The sequence below is a fragment of the Clostridium sp. SHJSY1 genome (assembly GCF_031626875.1).
Classification (GTDB): Bacteria; Bacillota; Clostridia; order Clostridiales; family Clostridiaceae; genus Clostridium.
Map to the genome: position 1 here is coordinate 1 of NZ_JANDMF010000030.1, position 16,027 is coordinate 16,027.

At 31.5% G+C, this 16,027-nt stretch carries 25 protein-coding genes; 2 read left to right on the forward strand and 23 right to left on the reverse strand.

All coding sequences use genetic code 11. The features are described from left to right. Window positions 1–180: 180 nt before the first annotated feature. On the forward strand, window positions 181–1,791 hold the full coding sequence (locus tag NNC19_RS13835; protein ID WP_310939260.1) for an IS1182 family transposase: 1,611 nt from the start codon (window positions 181–183) through the stop codon (window positions 1,789–1,791). 260 nt (window positions 1,792–2,051) lie between these two features. Here NNC19_RS13835 and NNC19_RS13840 read toward each other — a convergent pair whose 3' ends face one another. Both NNC19_RS13840 and NNC19_RS13845 read right to left on the reverse strand, forming a co-directional pair. Next, window positions 2,052–2,216 (reverse strand): hypothetical protein, encoded by a 165-nt coding sequence (locus tag NNC19_RS13840; RefSeq protein WP_310939261.1) that lies wholly within the window; start codon window positions 2,214–2,216, stop codon window positions 2,052–2,054. Window positions 2,217–2,238: 22 nt separating this feature from the next. After that, complete coding sequence (locus tag NNC19_RS13845) at window positions 2,239–2,517, reverse strand: GH25 family lysozyme (RefSeq protein ID WP_310939262.1); 279 nt, start codon at window positions 2,515–2,517, stop codon at window positions 2,239–2,241. 111 nt (window positions 2,518–2,628) lie between these two features. Here NNC19_RS13845 and NNC19_RS13850 point away from each other — a divergent pair, with 111 nt between their 5' ends. Further along, window positions 2,629–3,423 (forward strand): tyrosine-type recombinase/integrase, encoded by a 795-nt coding sequence (locus tag NNC19_RS13850; protein ID WP_310939263.1) that lies wholly within the window; start codon window positions 2,629–2,631, stop codon window positions 3,421–3,423. A gap of 125 nt (window positions 3,424–3,548) precedes the next feature. On the opposite strand, the gene rpsI is transcribed toward NNC19_RS13850, so the two are convergent. The 21 genes from rpsI to rplR all read right to left on the reverse strand — a co-directional run bounded on the left by rpsI (window position 3,549) and on the right by rplR (window position 16,012). Next, complete coding sequence (rpsI, locus tag NNC19_RS13855; RefSeq protein ID WP_310939264.1) at window positions 3,549–3,941, reverse strand: 30S ribosomal protein S9; 393 nt, start codon at window positions 3,939–3,941, stop codon at window positions 3,549–3,551. A 26-nt stretch (window positions 3,942–3,967) separates the two neighbouring features. After that, entirely contained in the window at window positions 3,968–4,402 is a 435-nt protein-coding gene (rplM, locus tag NNC19_RS13860; RefSeq protein WP_310939265.1) for a 50S ribosomal protein L13, read from the reverse strand. A gap of 165 nt (window positions 4,403–4,567) precedes the next feature. Beyond that, window positions 4,568–5,302 carry a tRNA pseudouridine(38-40) synthase TruA gene (truA, locus tag NNC19_RS13865; protein ID WP_310939266.1) on the reverse strand — a complete coding sequence of 245 codons (735 nt, stop codon included), beginning with the start codon at window positions 5,300–5,302 and terminating at the stop codon, window positions 4,568–4,570. 12 nt (window positions 5,303–5,314) lie between these two features. Next, window positions 5,315–6,118, reverse strand: a complete 804-nt coding sequence (locus NNC19_RS13870) for an energy-coupling factor transporter transmembrane protein EcfT (RefSeq protein ID WP_310939267.1) — start codon at window positions 6,116–6,118, stop codon at window positions 5,315–5,317. A gap of 12 nt (window positions 6,119–6,130) precedes the next feature. After that, entirely contained in the window at window positions 6,131–6,991 is an 861-nt protein-coding gene (locus tag NNC19_RS13875) for an energy-coupling factor transporter ATPase (protein ID WP_310939268.1), read from the reverse strand. Next, window positions 6,976–7,815, reverse strand: coding sequence for an energy-coupling factor transporter ATPase (locus NNC19_RS13880; RefSeq protein ID WP_396136433.1), 840 nt, complete (start codon window positions 7,813–7,815; stop codon window positions 6,976–6,978). The genes NNC19_RS13875 and NNC19_RS13880 overlap by 16 nt, the downstream gene beginning before the upstream one ends. Before the next feature lie 195 nt (window positions 7,816–8,010). Next, window positions 8,011–8,352, reverse strand: coding sequence for a 50S ribosomal protein L17 (rplQ, locus tag NNC19_RS13885; protein WP_310939270.1), 342 nt, complete (start codon window positions 8,350–8,352; stop codon window positions 8,011–8,013). A 12-nt stretch (window positions 8,353–8,364) separates the two neighbouring features. Beyond that, window positions 8,365–9,312 carry a DNA-directed RNA polymerase subunit alpha gene (locus tag NNC19_RS13890; RefSeq protein WP_310939271.1) on the reverse strand — a complete coding sequence of 316 codons (948 nt, stop codon included), beginning with the start codon at window positions 9,310–9,312 and terminating at the stop codon, window positions 8,365–8,367. Window positions 9,313–9,409: 97 nt separating this feature from the next. Further along, a complete protein-coding gene (rpsD, locus tag NNC19_RS13895) occupies window positions 9,410–10,030 on the reverse strand; it encodes a 30S ribosomal protein S4 (protein ID WP_310939272.1) in 621 nt (206 codons plus the stop codon). Window positions 10,031–10,057: 27 nt separating this feature from the next. Continuing rightward, window positions 10,058–10,453, reverse strand: a complete 396-nt coding sequence (gene rpsK / locus NNC19_RS13900) for a 30S ribosomal protein S11 (RefSeq protein ID WP_310939273.1) — start codon at window positions 10,451–10,453, stop codon at window positions 10,058–10,060. A gap of 15 nt (window positions 10,454–10,468) precedes the next feature. Continuing rightward, the gene (gene rpsM, locus NNC19_RS13905) at window positions 10,469–10,837 is read right to left on the reverse strand and encodes a 30S ribosomal protein S13 (protein ID WP_310939274.1); all 369 of its coding nucleotides are present in this window, start codon (window positions 10,835–10,837) and stop codon (window positions 10,469–10,471) included. Between the two features lie 208 nt (window positions 10,838–11,045). After that, window positions 11,046–11,159 carry a 50S ribosomal protein L36 gene (gene rpmJ, locus NNC19_RS13910; protein ID WP_039312872.1) on the reverse strand — a complete coding sequence of 38 codons (114 nt, stop codon included), beginning with the start codon at window positions 11,157–11,159 and terminating at the stop codon, window positions 11,046–11,048. Between the two features lie 46 nt (window positions 11,160–11,205). After that, a complete protein-coding gene (gene infA, locus NNC19_RS13915; protein WP_310939275.1) occupies window positions 11,206–11,424 on the reverse strand; it encodes a translation initiation factor IF-1 in 219 nt (72 codons plus the stop codon). A gap of 7 nt (window positions 11,425–11,431) precedes the next feature. Further along, window positions 11,432–11,713: a hypothetical protein gene (locus tag NNC19_RS13920; protein WP_310939276.1), complete on the reverse strand. Its 282-nt coding sequence runs from the start codon at window positions 11,711–11,713 to the stop codon at window positions 11,432–11,434. Window positions 11,714–11,784: 71 nt separating this feature from the next. After that, on the reverse strand, window positions 11,785–12,534 hold the full coding sequence (map, locus tag NNC19_RS13925) for a type I methionyl aminopeptidase (RefSeq protein ID WP_310939277.1): 750 nt from the start codon (window positions 12,532–12,534) through the stop codon (window positions 11,785–11,787). Next, on the reverse strand, window positions 12,534–13,181 hold the full coding sequence (locus NNC19_RS13930; protein ID WP_310939278.1) for an adenylate kinase: 648 nt from the start codon (window positions 13,179–13,181) through the stop codon (window positions 12,534–12,536). Before NNC19_RS13930 ends, map begins: the two co-directional genes overlap by 1 nt. Before the next feature lie 23 nt (window positions 13,182–13,204). Continuing rightward, window positions 13,205–14,479 (reverse strand): preprotein translocase subunit SecY, encoded by a 1,275-nt coding sequence (secY, locus tag NNC19_RS13935; RefSeq protein WP_310939279.1) that lies wholly within the window; start codon window positions 14,477–14,479, stop codon window positions 13,205–13,207. A gap of 1 nt (window position 14,480) precedes the next feature. Next, complete coding sequence (rplO, locus tag NNC19_RS13940) at window positions 14,481–14,921, reverse strand: 50S ribosomal protein L15 (RefSeq protein WP_310939280.1); 441 nt, start codon at window positions 14,919–14,921, stop codon at window positions 14,481–14,483. Window positions 14,922–14,942: 21 nt separating this feature from the next. Beyond that, window positions 14,943–15,122: a 50S ribosomal protein L30 gene (rpmD, locus tag NNC19_RS13945; protein WP_310939281.1), complete on the reverse strand. Its 180-nt coding sequence runs from the start codon at window positions 15,120–15,122 to the stop codon at window positions 14,943–14,945. A 13-nt stretch (window positions 15,123–15,135) separates the two neighbouring features. Further along, entirely contained in the window at window positions 15,136–15,633 is a 498-nt protein-coding gene (gene rpsE, locus NNC19_RS13950; RefSeq protein ID WP_310939282.1) for a 30S ribosomal protein S5, read from the reverse strand. 19 nt (window positions 15,634–15,652) lie between these two features. Beyond that, window positions 15,653–16,012, reverse strand: a complete 360-nt coding sequence (gene rplR / locus NNC19_RS13955; protein WP_310939283.1) for a 50S ribosomal protein L18 — start codon at window positions 16,010–16,012, stop codon at window positions 15,653–15,655. Between the last annotated feature and the right edge of the window lie 15 nt (window positions 16,013–16,027).

A 16,027-nucleotide genomic window follows, 5' to 3' on the forward strand; every position in this document is an offset into this window, starting at 1 on the left:
AAATTAAGCTATAATATTCGTATAAAGAGATAAGAATTCTCTAATGAATTTTATAACTTAATCATACAAGGGGCTGTTGCAAAATAGAAATATAAAATTTCTATTTTGGACAGCTCACCTTTTTACAAAAAAGTTAAGAGCGGACTCCTAAGAATCCGCTCTTTGTTGTATAATTTATTCATGTTAACTAACAAATTAATACAAAATAATTATAACAATAATACAAATGTTTATCAATTAGTTTTTCCAGTAGAAACAGGAATGCTAATTGCAGAAGATGATTCAGTTAGACTTCTAAGCCAAGTTATGGAGGAATTAAACTACAAAGAATTGTATAAGGCGTACTCTACCAAAGGTAGAAATCCAGATGTTGAACCGAAAAATCTATTCAAAATATTAGTTTATGCTTATATGAATGATATTTATTCCAGCAGAAAAATTGAAACTGCTTGCAAAAGAGATATAAATTTCATTTGGCTTTTGCAAGGACAAAAAGCACCAGATCATTGTGCTATTGCAAGATTTAGAACTGAAAGACTTAAAGATGGAATAATAGATAATCTATTTGGTCAACTAGTCACTAAACTAAGTGAATTAGGTGAAATTCAATATAAAAATATTTTTATAGATGGAATAAAAATCGAAGCGAATGCCAATAAATATACTTTTGTTTGGAAAAAAGCAACCAATAAGTTTGAGGCAAAGTTACAAATAAAAATAAGCAATTTAATTCAATCAATTAATAAGGAATTTAAGACTACATATGATTTCAGTGACTCTAAAATTACAATAAATGAACTTGAAAAAATTAAAGTATTTTTAGACAATAAAAAGCTTGAAGCTAAAATAGAATTTGTAAATGGCAAGGGAAAAAGAAAAACTCAGATTCAAAGATTTATAGAAAATATTGAAGAATTTATTGAGAAACAAAGTAAATATGATGATTATAATGAAACTTTTAATGGAAGAAATAGCTTTTCTAAAACTGATAAGGATGCAACATTTATGCATATGAAAGAAGATCATATGAGAAACTCACAATTAAAACCTGGTTATAATGTCCAGATTGGAGTTGAAGGTGAATATGTTGTAGGCGTGGATATATCAAATGAACGATCAGATCAACTTACACTAATTCCTTTTCTTGAAAAGTTACAAAAAGATTTACCTCAAAAGTTTGAAAATATAGTGGCTGACGCCAGCTACGAGAGTGAAGAAAATTATGTTTATTTAGAAGATAATAATCAAAATACTTTTATAAAGCCACAAGCATATGAAGGAATGAAAAAGAAAAATTTCAAGAATAACATAAGTAAACGTGAAAATATGATTTATGATGAGATAAATGACGAATATACTTGTCATAACAATAAAAAATTAAAGCCGATTGGAACTAAAATAAGAAAGTCAAAATCAGGATATGAAGCAGATGTAACCATCTACGAATGCGAAAGCTGTAATGATTGTGAGTATAAATCAAAATGTACAAAAGCTAAAGATAATAGAAAAATGCAAGTATCTAAAACATTTATTGAAAAAAGGCAAAAATCTTTAGATAATATAACAACACCAGAAGGAATTCTATTAAGAATGAACAGGTCAATTCAAGTTGAGGGTGCCTTTGGAGTTTTAAAAGAGAATTATGGATTCAGAAGATTTTTAACCAAAGGGAAAAATAATGTAAAGATTGAATTTACACTATTATGCTTTGGTTATAATATAAATAAATTACATAACAAGATTCAAAAAAATAGATGTGGTTCATTATTACATAAAAAAGAAATTGCATAAAAAATTGGAGGTTTTGAAATCTCCTTTTTGTCATATTCAAAAATAATTATCAACTCAAAATATACTAACTTTTATCAAAGATTTTCACTCTGTTTATTTAAAATATATAAAAAGAGGGTGTTGCTTGAAATGATTTGAAAAATCATTTTGCAACACCTCCTTTTTATTTTTTATCTTAAATATTTCCTTATAAAATCTTACAAGAAATAATGTAAATATATTGCCTTAATATATTTGCATTACATCCCTAATAACTCATGTCAAGTATCTTTTCCTATAATCCCATCTACGTCTAACTCACCAAAGCCTTGCCTATTAAACTCTTCTTGCAATTGACTATATATATTAGTATCTAAATTACTGTTAGAATCAGAACTATAATTTACTGTAGTTATATTAGAATAACTACTATTCTCTAATAACATATTGTCATTAAAGTTATTTACATCACAATAACCTTTTTACACCACCCATTAAGCCTGTTTCTGTATACTGGTGTCCAACTGCATTAATAAAGCCTGTTGTCATTGGTGAATTTACTCCATAATGTGCGACCCCTAAAGACTGTGTCTTAATTCTCATGTCTACGTTATCCCTAGCAAAATATGCTCCACTATAGATCATTACATTTTGATTATATAAATTTTTAAAAGTTTGTATAAATTCTAAGCATCTATTGGTTATTTCAAAAGCACTTCTACCATAACTATTTGTTTCTATATCCAAGCTAGGCTATTATGAAAAAAGGCAAGATGCAATTAATGCTTTAGCTGAATTTAATGTTAATCCTTATTCAGTTGATGTAACTACAATAACTTTTGCTGAAATTTTTGATAAATGGAAAAAAATAAATTTGATGGAATTTCAAGATCTGCTATTAATGGATATAATGCAGCCTTTCAAATTTCTAAAAAGCTTCATGAAATGAGATTTATTGATATAAAAACAATGCATCTACAAGATATAATCGTTAACTGTGAAAAAGGTTATGGAACTCTTCATAAAATAAAAAATTTATATAATCAACTTTTTAAGTATGCTATGGAAAATGATATTATATCAAAAAATTATGCAGACTATGTTGATCTAGGTAAAAAAACTAATCAAAATACTCGTATTCCATTTACTAAAGATGAAGTTAAAAGATTATTTGAAGTTGAACCTGCAATTCCTTTTGTTGATACCATATTAATAATGATTTTTTCTGGACTTAGAATAGGAGAACTTCTACTAATTAAAAATGAAGATGTAGATCTTAATGCTCGAATAATAAAAGGTGGTATAAAAACAGATGCAGGAAAAGATAGAATCATCCCTATTAATTCTAAAATATTTTATATGATTGCAAAAAGAAAATCTTTAGGTCATGAATATCTTATTGTTAATTCTAAAAATGAACAAATGAAGTATTCAAATTATTATAGGGATATCTGGATATATATAATGGAGCAATTAAATATGAATCACAAACCCCATGATGCACGTCATACTTTTGCAACTTTAATGAATAATGCAGATGCTAATCCAACTTCAATAAAGAAAATAATTGGACATAGTAGTTATACTACAACAGAAAAAATATATACTCATAAAGATGTCGAAGAACTTAGAAAAGCCATAGAATTAATATAGAAATTTGTTAGTTACCTGTTAGTTACTTGTTAGTTACATCAAAAAAATAGTACATTTTTAAACAATTTTATATATAAGAAAAACCCACAAACACTGAGTTTGTGGGTTTTGCATAACTCCAAAAATTATCTCTTTGAGAATTGAGGAGCTCTTCTTGCCTTCTTAAGACCGTATTTCTTTCTTTCCTTCATTCTTGGATCTCTTGTTAAGAAACCTGCCTTCTTTAATTCTGGCTTTAAAGCTTCATCAGCTTTAACTAATGCTCTAGTTATTCCATGTCTGATAGCTCCAGCTTGCCCTGTGAATCCACCACCATGTACATTAACTAAAACATCAAACTTATCCTTAGTTCCTGTTAAAACTAATGGTTGGTTTACTATCATTCTTAATGTTTCTAAACCAAAAAAGTTTTCTATCTCTCTCTTATTTATAACAACTTTACCACTTCCTGGTACAAGTCTTACTCTTGCAACTGATTTTTTTCTTCTTCCAGTTCCCATGTATTGAACTTTTGCCATTTTCTATTCCTCCTCCCGAGCTGATATTAGTACTTTAACTCAAGCACTTCTGGTTTTTGAGCTTCGTGATCATGTTCAGCTCCTCTATTAACTTTTAGCTTCTTAAGCATTTGTCTTCCTAAAACACCTGTTGGAAGCATTCTTCTAACAGCCTCTTCGAAAGCTAATTCTGGCTTCTTTGCCAAAACTTCTCTGTAAGGAGTTTCCTTTAATCCGCCTACGTAACCACTGTATTTTCTGAAGAATTTTTGATCTAACTTCTTACCAGTTAAAACAACTTTTTCTGCATTGATTACTATAACGAAATCTCCACAGTCAACATTTGGTGTAAATGTTGGTTTATTCTTACCTCTTAATATTGAAGCAACTTGGCTAGCTACTCTTCCTAGTGGCTTACCAGCAGCATCTACAACATACCATTTTCTTTCAACGTCTTGTGCTTTTGCAATGTATGATTTCATCTATTTCCCTCCCTGAACTTACATCTCTTGCTTTACTTCTTTGAAGTATTGCTTTTATGTCAAGACCCGGGGCTAGTGGATCTTTTACACATAAATATTTCTAACAAACAAACTTATTATAATACACGCTTACGGGCGTGTCAACATATTTTCATAATTTTTTAGTTAATAAAAAACTTTTTCCAACACTAATCCATTTGGTCTAACACATGGCCCTGCCTTATTTCTATCTTTTGAGGCAATGATATCTTTGATATCTTTAGCATTAATTTTACCTTTTCCAACTTCTATTAATGTCCCAACTATAATTCTAACCATATTATACAAAAAGCCATCTGCTGATATATATATTGTTATCTTTTCATTATGATTTATTAAATATAATTCTGATATTGTTCTTATAGATGTTTTAACTGAACTTCCACTACTCTTGAAAGCAGAAAAATCATGTTTTCCTAAAAAATAGCTACAAGCTTCTTGCATACTATAAATATCAAGTGTATCTTTAACTTGATAGACATAATCTTTTCCTATAGCTATTTTTTCATGCCTATTAATTATAGTATAACTATAAACTTTTCCTTTACTATTATATCTCGAGTGAAAATTTTCATCTACTTCCTCTGACCTCACTATGGATATATCATCAGGTAATCTTCTATTAACTGCTTCTCTAAACTTTTCTGGAGGTATACTACTATTTGTTTTAAAATTTGCAACCATACCTCTAGCATGTACTCCTGCATCCGTTCTTGAGCTACCTACTAATTCAATAATTTCGCCAGTAGCATCATTTAACGCTTTTTCAATAACTCCTTGAATTGTTTTTCCATTATTCTGTTTCTGCCAACCACTATACTCAGTTCCATCATATTCAATTCTTAATCTAATATTTTTCATACTTCCTCTACTCTATAACACAAATCTAACAACAAAACTTGAAATTAATAACAACAAAAATATACCATATGCTATAATATCTCTTGTTGTATACTTTAATTCTTTCATTCTGGTTCTACCTGCACCACCTCTATAGCATCTAGCTTCCATAGCCATTGCTAACTCATCTGCTCTTCTAAATGAACTTATAAAAAGTGGAACTAAAAGTGGAACTAAACTTTTTGCTTTTTGAATTATATTACCAGTTTCAAAATCTGCACCTCTTGCCTTTTGGGCTTTCATTATTTTATCCGTTTCTTCCATTAATGTAGGGATAAATCTTAATGCTATTGTCATCATCATAGCTAACTCATGTGCTAATACCTTTCCTATTGGTCTTAATAACCGCTCTATTCCATCTGTAAGTTCAATTGGTGATGTAGTTAAAGTTAATAATGAAGTCCCTACAATCAAAAATATTAGTCTTAAAGCCATAAATATAGCTGTTCTTATGCCTTCTTCATATATCTTTAGAAAACTTATCTGTGCTACTAATGTCTCATCAGGACCTTTAATCATAAATAAATTTAAAATTCCTGTAATAATTATTAGTAATAATATAGGCTTAAGGCCCTTAAAAATAAAATTTAATGGTACTCTTGAATTTATTATAACTGCAGCTAAAAAAGTTACTACTAAAATATATCCAATGAATTTATTAATAACAAATAATGCAACAATAAACAATAAGGAGATTATTATTTTAGTTCTTGGGTCAAGTTTGTGAGTGAATGATTCTCCTGGCAAATATTGACCTATAGTTATATCTTTTAACATTCATACCCCTCCTTACTTGTTACTTTGTCCTAATATACTAAGCAATTCTTTACGTGCTTGTTCTATTGTATATAAATTTTCACAAACATTAAATCCTTTATTTTTCAATGCTTTCATAAGGTAAGTAACTTGAGGTACTCCAAGTCCTATATTTTCTAAAGTTTCTATCTCTTTGAATACCTCTTCTGGTGTTCCTTGTAATGCAACTTTCCCATGATTCATTACAATTACCTTTTCGGCTATCTTAGCAACATCCTCCATACTATGACTTACTAAAATTATTGTCATTCCATATTCCTTATGTAATTTTTTTATTTGACTTAATATATCCTCTCGCCCCTTTGGATCTAATCCAGCAGTTGGCTCATCCAAAATCAATGTCTTAGGTTTCATCGCTATTACACCTGCTATGGCAACTCGTCTCTTTTGGCCTCCGCTTAAATCAAATGGTGACTTATCTTTATATGTTTCATAATCAAGTCCAACCATCTCCATTGAACTTTTTACTCTTTCTTTAATTTCATCTTCTGTAAGGCCTAAATTCTGAGGACCAAACGCAATATCTTTCGCAATACTTTCTTCAAATAATTGATATTCCGCATATTGAAAAACCAAGCCTACTTTTTTTCTTACATCAGTTAATTTTACACCTTTCTTTGTAATATCAATCCCATCTATTATTATCTTTCCACTAGTAGCATCTAAAAGACCATTCATATGCTGTATAAGAGTAGATTTTCCTGAACCTGTATGCCCTATAAGTGCTACAAATTCACCATCTTTTATCTCTATATTAACATTATCAAGTGCAATTTTTTCAAATGGGCCTTTAGGCATATATATATGAGTTAAATTTTCTATTTTAATCGACATAACGCCTCCACCATTTCATCAACATTTAATATTTCGGTACTTATATCAATACCTACTTTTTGTAATTCATAGGCTAATTCTGTAACTTGTGGAACATCTAGTCCTATTTTCTTCATTGTTTCAACTTTAGAAAACACTTTTCTAGGTGTTCCTTCTATTATAATCTTTCCACTATCTACAACTATAATTCTATCTGCTTCTGCAGCTTCATCCATATAATGAGTTATAAGAATTATAGTCATACCATACTGCTTATTCAATTCTTTAATACTTTTTATCACATCTTTTCTACCACTTGGATCTAGCATAGCTGTAGGTTCATCAAAAACTATACATTCTGGCTTCATTGCTAAAACACCTGCAATAGCTATTCTCTGTTTTTGTCCCCCTGATAAAAGATGTGGAGCATGTCTTTTATATTCAGTCATTCCAACCTTTGCAAGACTTTCATCTACACGTTTTCTTATCTCCTCTGGCTTCACGCCTAAATTTTCTGGTCCAAAAGCGACATCTTCTTCTACTATAGTTGCTACTAACTGATTATCAGGATTTTGAAATACCATCCCTGCTTTACTTCTAATTCTCCACAAATTTTTTTCATCTGCGGTATCTAAACCGTCAACAATTACCTTCCCTTCAGTAGGTGTAAGTAATGCATTTATATGCTTTGCTATAGTAGACTTTCCTGACCCATTATGTCCAAGAACAACAAGAAATTCGCCCTTTTTTACTTCCAAGTTAACGCCATTAACTGCATATTTTTCTACATTTTTCCCTTCCTCAAAAGATGTATATTTATATGTCAAACTATCTAAACTCACCATACTATCGTACACACTACTTTCCTCCCTACTAAATGAAAACTTCTATATATTATACAAAAGAACTTAATTAATATAATTATATACCATATTAATCCTTTATCAATTACTATTCTTCTTGTTTCTTCTCTATAATATATGGATAAATAATTTTATATTGTAAAATGGGGATTAAGCATATACTTAATCCCCTAATTATTATACTAATTCAAGTATAACTACTTCAGCTCCGTCCCCTCTTCTAGGACCTTTCTTATACATTCTTGTGTATCCACCGTTTCTTTCAATGTATTGTGGAGCTATATTTTCAAAAAGATTTTTAACAACTGCTTCTTCTTGAACAAAAGATAAAACTTGTCTTCTAGCGTGAAGATCGCCTCTCTTAGCAAGAGTAATCATCTTTTCTGCAAGGCTTCTAGTTTCCTTAGCTCTAGTTTCAGTTGTTTCTATTTTACCATATTTTAAGAAGCTTGTAACAAGCCCTCTTAGCATTGCTCTTCTTTGGTCAGTAGGACGACCTAACTTACGATAACCTGCCATGGATTTACCTCCTTACTCGTCGTTTAGTTTTAAACTCAAACCTAATTCCTTAAGTTTATGTTCAACTTCTTCTAAGGATTTCTTTCCTAGATTTCTAACTTTCATCATATCATCCATAGATCTTGTTGCAAGTTCTTGAACAGTATTGATACCAGCTCTCTTTAAGCAGTTATATGATCTAACTGATAAATCGAGTTCTTCTACAGTCATTTCTAGGACTTTTTCCTTTTTATCTTCTTCTTTTTCTATCATTATTTCAACATCATTAGTGTTATCAGTTAATGACATGAATAATTTAAAGTGTTCTATAAGAATCTTAGCTGATAAACTTATAGCCTCATCGATTTTTATAGTACCATTAGTCCATATTTCTAAAGTTAACTTATCATAATCAGTAATTTGACCAACTCTTGTATTTTCAACAGTAAAGTTAACCCTTTTTACTGGTGTGTATATTGAGTCCACAGCAATTGCAGAAATAGGTAAATCTTCACTCTTATTTTTATTTTGAGTAACATATCCTCTTCCCTTATTTACTGTTAGTTCCATATAAAGTCTTCCGTCATTATCAAGCGTTGCAATATGTAAATCCTTATTTACAACTTCAACATCTCCGTCACTCTTTATATCAGCGCCTGTAATGACGCCAGGACCCTTTGCATCTATATAGATAGTCTTTGAACCTTCACCATTCATTCTTAAAGCTAAGGCTTTGATATTAAGAATTAATTCAGTAACATCTTCCTTAACCCCTTGTACAGTAGAGAATTCATGAAGTACTCCATCAATTTTTACAGATGTAGTTGCTGCTCCTGGTAAAGAAGATAATAAAATTCTTCTAAGTGCATTTCCTAAAGTAATTCCATAACCTCTTTCTAAAGGTTCAACTACATACTTACCATAAGTACCATCTTCATTCGCTTCTACACATTCGATTATTGGCTTTTCTATTTCTAACATACACAAACCCTCCTTATTTTTAAAATGGCAACCTTTTGAGGGCAACTGATTCTATATTCACTATAAAAATAAATTTTATACAGCAAATATTTATATATTACTTGCTGTATAACTCAACAATAAGAGTTTCATTAACTGGAATGTCAATATCTTCTCTTGTTGGTTCAGCAACTACTTTGCCTTCGTAGTTTTCAACATTTGCTTCTAACCATTTTGGTAATGTCTTTGGATTTTCAGCAAAAGTTTTAAATTTCTCGCTAGCTCTGCTCTTTTCACAAACAGTTATAACGTCGTTAACAGAAACTTTATATGAAGCAATGTCAACCTTCTTACCATTTACTAAGAAATGTCCATGAGTTACTAATTGTCTAGCTTCACTTCTTGATGAACCATAACCTAATCTAAATGCTACGTTATCAAGTCTTAATTCTAGTAATTTTAATAAATTTTCACCTGTAATACCTTTTATGTGTTCAGCTTTTTCATAGTAATTTCTGAATTGGCTTTCTAACACACCATATATTCTCTTAGCTTTTTGCTTTTCTCTTAATTGAACACCATAGTTTGAAACTTTCTTTTTGTTAGCTCCATGTTGTCCTGGTGCATAGCTTCTTCTAGCAAAAGCACATTTATCTGTATAACATCTATCTCCCTTAAGGAATAGTTTCATACCTTCTCTTCTACATAATCTACATGTAGCTCCAGTATATCTTGCCATTAAATTACACCTCCTGTTATGGTTGTACTAGACTCTTCTTCTTTTTGGTGGTCTGCATCCATTGTGTGGGATTGGAGTAACATCTTTAATTAAAGTTACTTCTAATCCTGCAGCTTGTAGGGATCTTATAGCTGCTTCTCTACCTGAACCAGGTCCCTTTACATATACCTCAATGCTCTTTAATCCATGTTCCATTGCTGCTTTAGCTGCTGTTTCAGCTGCCATTTGTGCAGCAAAAGGAGTACTCTTTCTTGAACCTCTAAATCCAAGAGCTCCTGCACTTGACCATGATAATGCATTTCCTACTGCATCTGTTAAAGTAACTATTGAGTTATTAAAAGTTGATTTGATGTGTGCTGCACCATGCTCAACATTTTTTCTTTCTTTTTTTCTTCTAGTTTTTTTAACTTTTTGAGCTGCCATTATCTTCCCTCCTTACTACTTCTTCTTGTTTGCGATAGTCTTTTTAGGACCTTTTCTTGTTCTCGCATTAGTCTTAGTTTTTTGTCCTCTTACTGGAAGACCTTTTCTATGTCTTATTCCTCTATAGCATCCTATTTCTTGTAATCTCTTTATGTTTAAAGCAACATCTCTTCTTAGGTCACCTTCAACATTTAAATTCTTGTTGATATAGGTTCTTATTTCATTAACTTCTTCTTCTGTAAGATCTTTAACTCTTGCATCTGGGCTTATTCCAGTTGTAGCTAAAATCTTTTGAGAAGTAGCTAATCCTATTCCAAATATATATGTTAAACCTATCTCAACTCTTTTTTCTCTTGGTAGGTCAATACCTGCTATTCTTGCCATTAAAATTTACACCTCCTGGTAATTAAAATGCCTTAAAAAGTTGATTTTATAGTATATAATAAAATTTTAGGCATTAGAGAGATACCTCTCTAAGCAGCCGCCCTAAAACCTAATTATTAAATTAATGCCTATATAATCATATTTGACTTTAATAAAAAAGTCAATAAATTTTAAACGCCTTATTTTTTTGTCTAATATTATTTATTAATTAGCCTTGTTTTTGCTTGTGCTTTGGATTTTCACAGATTACCATTACTCTTCCTTTTCTTCTTATAACTTTGCACTTTTCGCAAATAGGCTTAACTGATGGTCTTACTTTCATAGCTAACCCTCCTTGTATTAGTCCTGATAGAATTATTTTTACTATCTTATTTTGCTCTCCATGTAATTCTACCTCTAGTTAAATCATATGGAGAAAGTTCTACTGTAACTTTATCTCCTGGTAGAATTCTTATGAAGTTCATTCTTAACTTTCCTGATATATGTGCTAGAATCGTATGCCCACTTTCAAGTTCAACTTGAAACATAGCATTTGGTAAAGATTCTAGGACTGTACCTTGCATTTCTATAACATCATCTTTTGACATAAGGTAATCAACCCTCCTTAACAATGCCTTTAAATTTTAGAAGCCTCTTAATTTTTAAATCAGTACTTTTATCGTTTGAAACGATAGCTAATTTGATTTCATCATCTACAGTATCTACAAAGTCTAAATGCTTAAGTTTCTTTTTCTTAGGCTTATCTAATGTCTTTGTTATGCCATTACATAATAAAACATATTCATTATCTAATTGCTTAATTACAATATATAAATGATTTGTATCTCTTCCTGCTTTCGAAAGTACTACTTTTCCAATCAAGTCATTGTTTTGCAAATTATTCACCTCGATGATTACCTTAGTATAAATCACATATCTAATATGTAAATTTATAACTAAGCAACACTTTATTTAATTAGTGTTAATATTTCCGGTCCATCTGGTAAAATTGCAACAGTATTTTCATAATGTGCTGATAGGCTTTTATCACTTGTTACAACAGTCCATTTATTTTCTAAAGTTCTCACCTTAAATCCACCTACATTTACCATTGGTTCTATTGCTAAAACCATTCCTTTTGCAAGTTTAGGCCCTTTACCTGGTTTACCGAAGTTTGGTACGTCAGGATCTTCGTGAACATTTTTGCCTATCCCGTGTCCAACGAACTCTCTTACTACTGAGAAACCTGAACTTTCCACATAACGTTGTATTCCATTCGAAATATCTGTTAAATTATTGCCAACTTGAGCAAATTTAATTCCTTCAAAAAAACAATCCTTCGTTACTTCTATTAATGTTTTTGCTTCATCTGATACCTTTCCTACTGGAAATGTTCTTGCTGCATCTCCATGGAATCCATTAAGGCAAACGCCACAATCAGTACTAATTATGTCGCCTTCCTTTAAAACATAGGCTCCTGGTATTCCATGAACTACTTGCTCATTAACAGATATACACAATGACGAAGGAAAACCATATAATCCTTTAAAGGATGGTCTAGCTCCATGCTTAGTTATAAATTCTTCTGCAATTCTGTCTAATTCTGCAGTAGTTATACCAGGTTTAATCTTTTTCTCTACAAGTAGTAGAGTTTCAGCTACTATTTTTCCAGCACTGCGCATAAGTTCTATTTCATCATTACTTTTGATTATAATCATTATATAGCACTTCCTAATATATCACAAATACTTTCAAACACTTCATTAATAGCCTTTGTTCCTTCCACTACTGAAAGTAAGTTTTCATTTTTATAGAAATCAATTAGTGGCTGTGTTTGTCTTTCATAAACATCAAGTCTTTCTTTTACTGTTTCTTCAGTATCATCCTTTCGTTGGATTACTTCTGAACCACAAAGCTCACATTTACTATCAACAGCTGGGTTGAATTTAATATGATAACTTGCTCCGCATGAAGGACATACTCTTCTTCCAGTCATTCTTTCAAGTATAAAGTCTCTAGGAACTTCGATTAATAAAGCTGTATCTAGAGATTCTTTTCTATTCTCTAAGAATTTTTGAAGTGATTCTGCTTGGCTAACCGTTCTTGGAAAGCCATCTAATAGATATCCATTTTTACAATCTTCTTGTTGAAGTCTATCCTTAACCATGTTAATCGTAACTTCATCTGGAACTAATTGCCCGTTATCTATATACTGCTTTGCCTCAATCCCAAGAGGAGTATTTTCCGAAATATTCTTTCTGAAAATGTCTCCCGTTGAAATGTGTGGTATTGAGTATCTATTACTAATTGATTTTGCCTGTGTTCCTTTTCCTGCTCCTGGAGGACCTAATAATATAATCTTCACGGGCATCATCTCCAATTTATAATCTATTTAAGAAATCCTTCATAGTGACGCATAACCATTTGAGACTCAAGTCTTCTTGAGAAATCTAATGCCACACCTATTACTATTAATAAAGTAGTTGCACCGAAGGATACATTTGAAAATGAAGTAAATTGATCTACCAATATAGGAATAACTGCCAAAATAGCTGCAAATACTCCTCCAATTATTGATATTCTCAAAATTACTCTTTCAAAATATCTTGTAGTTTGCTCTCCTGGCCTTACACCTACTACAAATCCTGCAGATTTATTTAAGTTCTCTGCAATTTCTTCTGGTTTTAATGTTGCTTCATTATAGAACCAAGTAAAGAAAATAGTTAAAAGAGCATATACTACTGGATACATCCATGTACTTTTATTGAATACACTATAAGGGCTTGTTAATATCCATTTAGCCCAATCTTTATCTGGAAAGAAGTTAGCCACAGCATCTGGAGTTCCCATAACAGACATTGCAAATATTATTGCAATAACTGCTGCACTAATTATACTTAGTGGTATATTAGTTGATTGTCCCTTCATAACTTTACTGCCAACAGCTTTTCCTGCATATTGAACTGGAACTCTTCTTTCAGCTAAACTAAAGAAAATCGATAGTCCCAAAAGTATAACAAATCCAACTACAAAAAGCGCCATTTGAACAATATTAACTGTTTCAGCTTCTTTAAGTTGATATATTCTTCCTACAGTCATAGGTATTCTGGAAATAATATTAACAAAAATTAAAATTGATGTTCCATTTCCAAATCCCTTAACTGTTATTTGATCTCCTAGCCATATAGAAAATGTTGAACCAACTACTAAAGAAAGTATTACAATTGCATACTCAACAGTAGTTAACCCTGCTGCTCCACCTTTTTGTGATAGAGTAGCCATAATACCAAATGCTAATAATATAGCTATCACTATTGATAAATAACGTGTAGCTTTTTGTATCTTTTTCTTACCTTCTTCTCCTTCTTTTTGAAGTTGTTCTAAAGAAGGTATTCCAATTGTAAGTAATTGCATTATAATTGATGCATTAATATATGGCATTACACCTAAAGCTAATATACTGAAGCTACTAAACGCACCTCCAGATATTAGATCATAGAATCCAAATAATCCAGACTGAGTCATTTGTTTTAGAAAATCAGGTTCAACTCCTGAAACAGGTATATGAGCGCCAATTCTAAATATAGCAACTAATACTATAGTCCAATAAAACTTTTTCCTCAATTCTGGTACCTTCCAGGCATTACGTAGGGTTGATAGCATATTAAATCACCTCAACTTTTCCTCCAGCTGCTTCGATTTTCTCAACAGCAGACTTTGAAAGCTTACATCCTTTTATTGTTAAGCTCTTTTCTAAGTTTCCGTTTCCTAATATTTTAACTCCATCCATAACTTTACTTACTACTCTTGTTTCTAGTAGTACTTCAGGAGTAATTTCTGTTCCGTTTTCAAATATATTTAATCTGTCAACATTTATGCTAACAATCTTTTTAGCAAATATATTTGTAAAACCTCTCTTTGGAAGTCTTCTGTATAGAGGCATTTGACCTCCCTCAAATCCAGGTCTAACTCCACCGCCAGATCTAGCGTTTTGTCCTTTTTCACCCTTACCAGCATTTCTTCCTAATCCAGAACCAGTTCCTCTTCCAACTCTTTTAGGAGCCTTCTTGCTACCAGCTGCTGGTTTTAATTCATGAAGCTTCATATTCAGTACACCTCCTCTATATTATACTTCTTCTACTTTTAATAAGTAATTTACTTTGTTAATCATACCTTGTATTTGAGGAGTTCCCTCATGTTCTACTGTTTTACCGATTTTCTTAAGTCCAAGGGCATTTGCAGTAGCGATATGGTCTTTTTTTCTACCTATTAAGCTCTTTACTAATGTAACTCTTAACTTTGCCATCGCAATATACCTCCTAACCTAATATCTCTTCTACAGATTTTCCTCTTAATCTAGCTATATCTTCAGCTGTTCTTAAGCTTGCTAATCCGTTTATTGTTGCATTAACCATGTTTCTTGGATTGTTTGAACCTAATGACTTAGCTCTAACATCCTTTAGTCCTGCTAATTCAAGTACAGCTCTTGCTGGTCCTCCAGCAATAACTCCAGTACCTTCCTTAGCTGGCATTATAAGAACCTTACCAGTTCCAAAAGTTCCATAGATCTCGTGAGGAACTGTTGTTCCAACCATTGCAACTTCTACTAGGTTCTTCTTAGCATCTTCTATTCCTTTTCTAATTGCTACAGGTATTTCGATAGACTTACCCATTCCAACACCAACATGCCCGTTTTCGTCACCGACAACTACAAGTGCGCTGAATCTGAAGTTTCTACCACCCTTAACAACCTTAGTAACTCTGTTTATAAAAACAACCTTTTCTTTAAGGTCTAGTGTACTAGGATCGATTCTCATTTATTTCCCTCCTTATTTATTAGAACTTTAACCCTGCTTCTCTAGCAGCTTCAGCTAATTGTTGCACTCTTCCGTGATAAATGTATCCACCTCTATCAAATACAACTTCGTTTATTCCTTTATCCAAAGCTTTCTTAGCTACTAATTCTCCTACAAGTTTAGCACCTTCTTTGTTACCACCATTAGCAGAAAAATCTTTTTCTACACTTGATGAAGCAGCTAAAGTTACAGCATTTATATCATCAATAATTTGTGCATATATATTTTTTTCACTTCTGTATACTGAAAGTCTTGGTCTTTCAGGAGTACCGAAAACTTTCTTACGAACTCTAAGGTGACGTCTTACTCTACTTGCTTTTCTGTCAGCCTTTTTGAACATAAAACTCACTCCTTT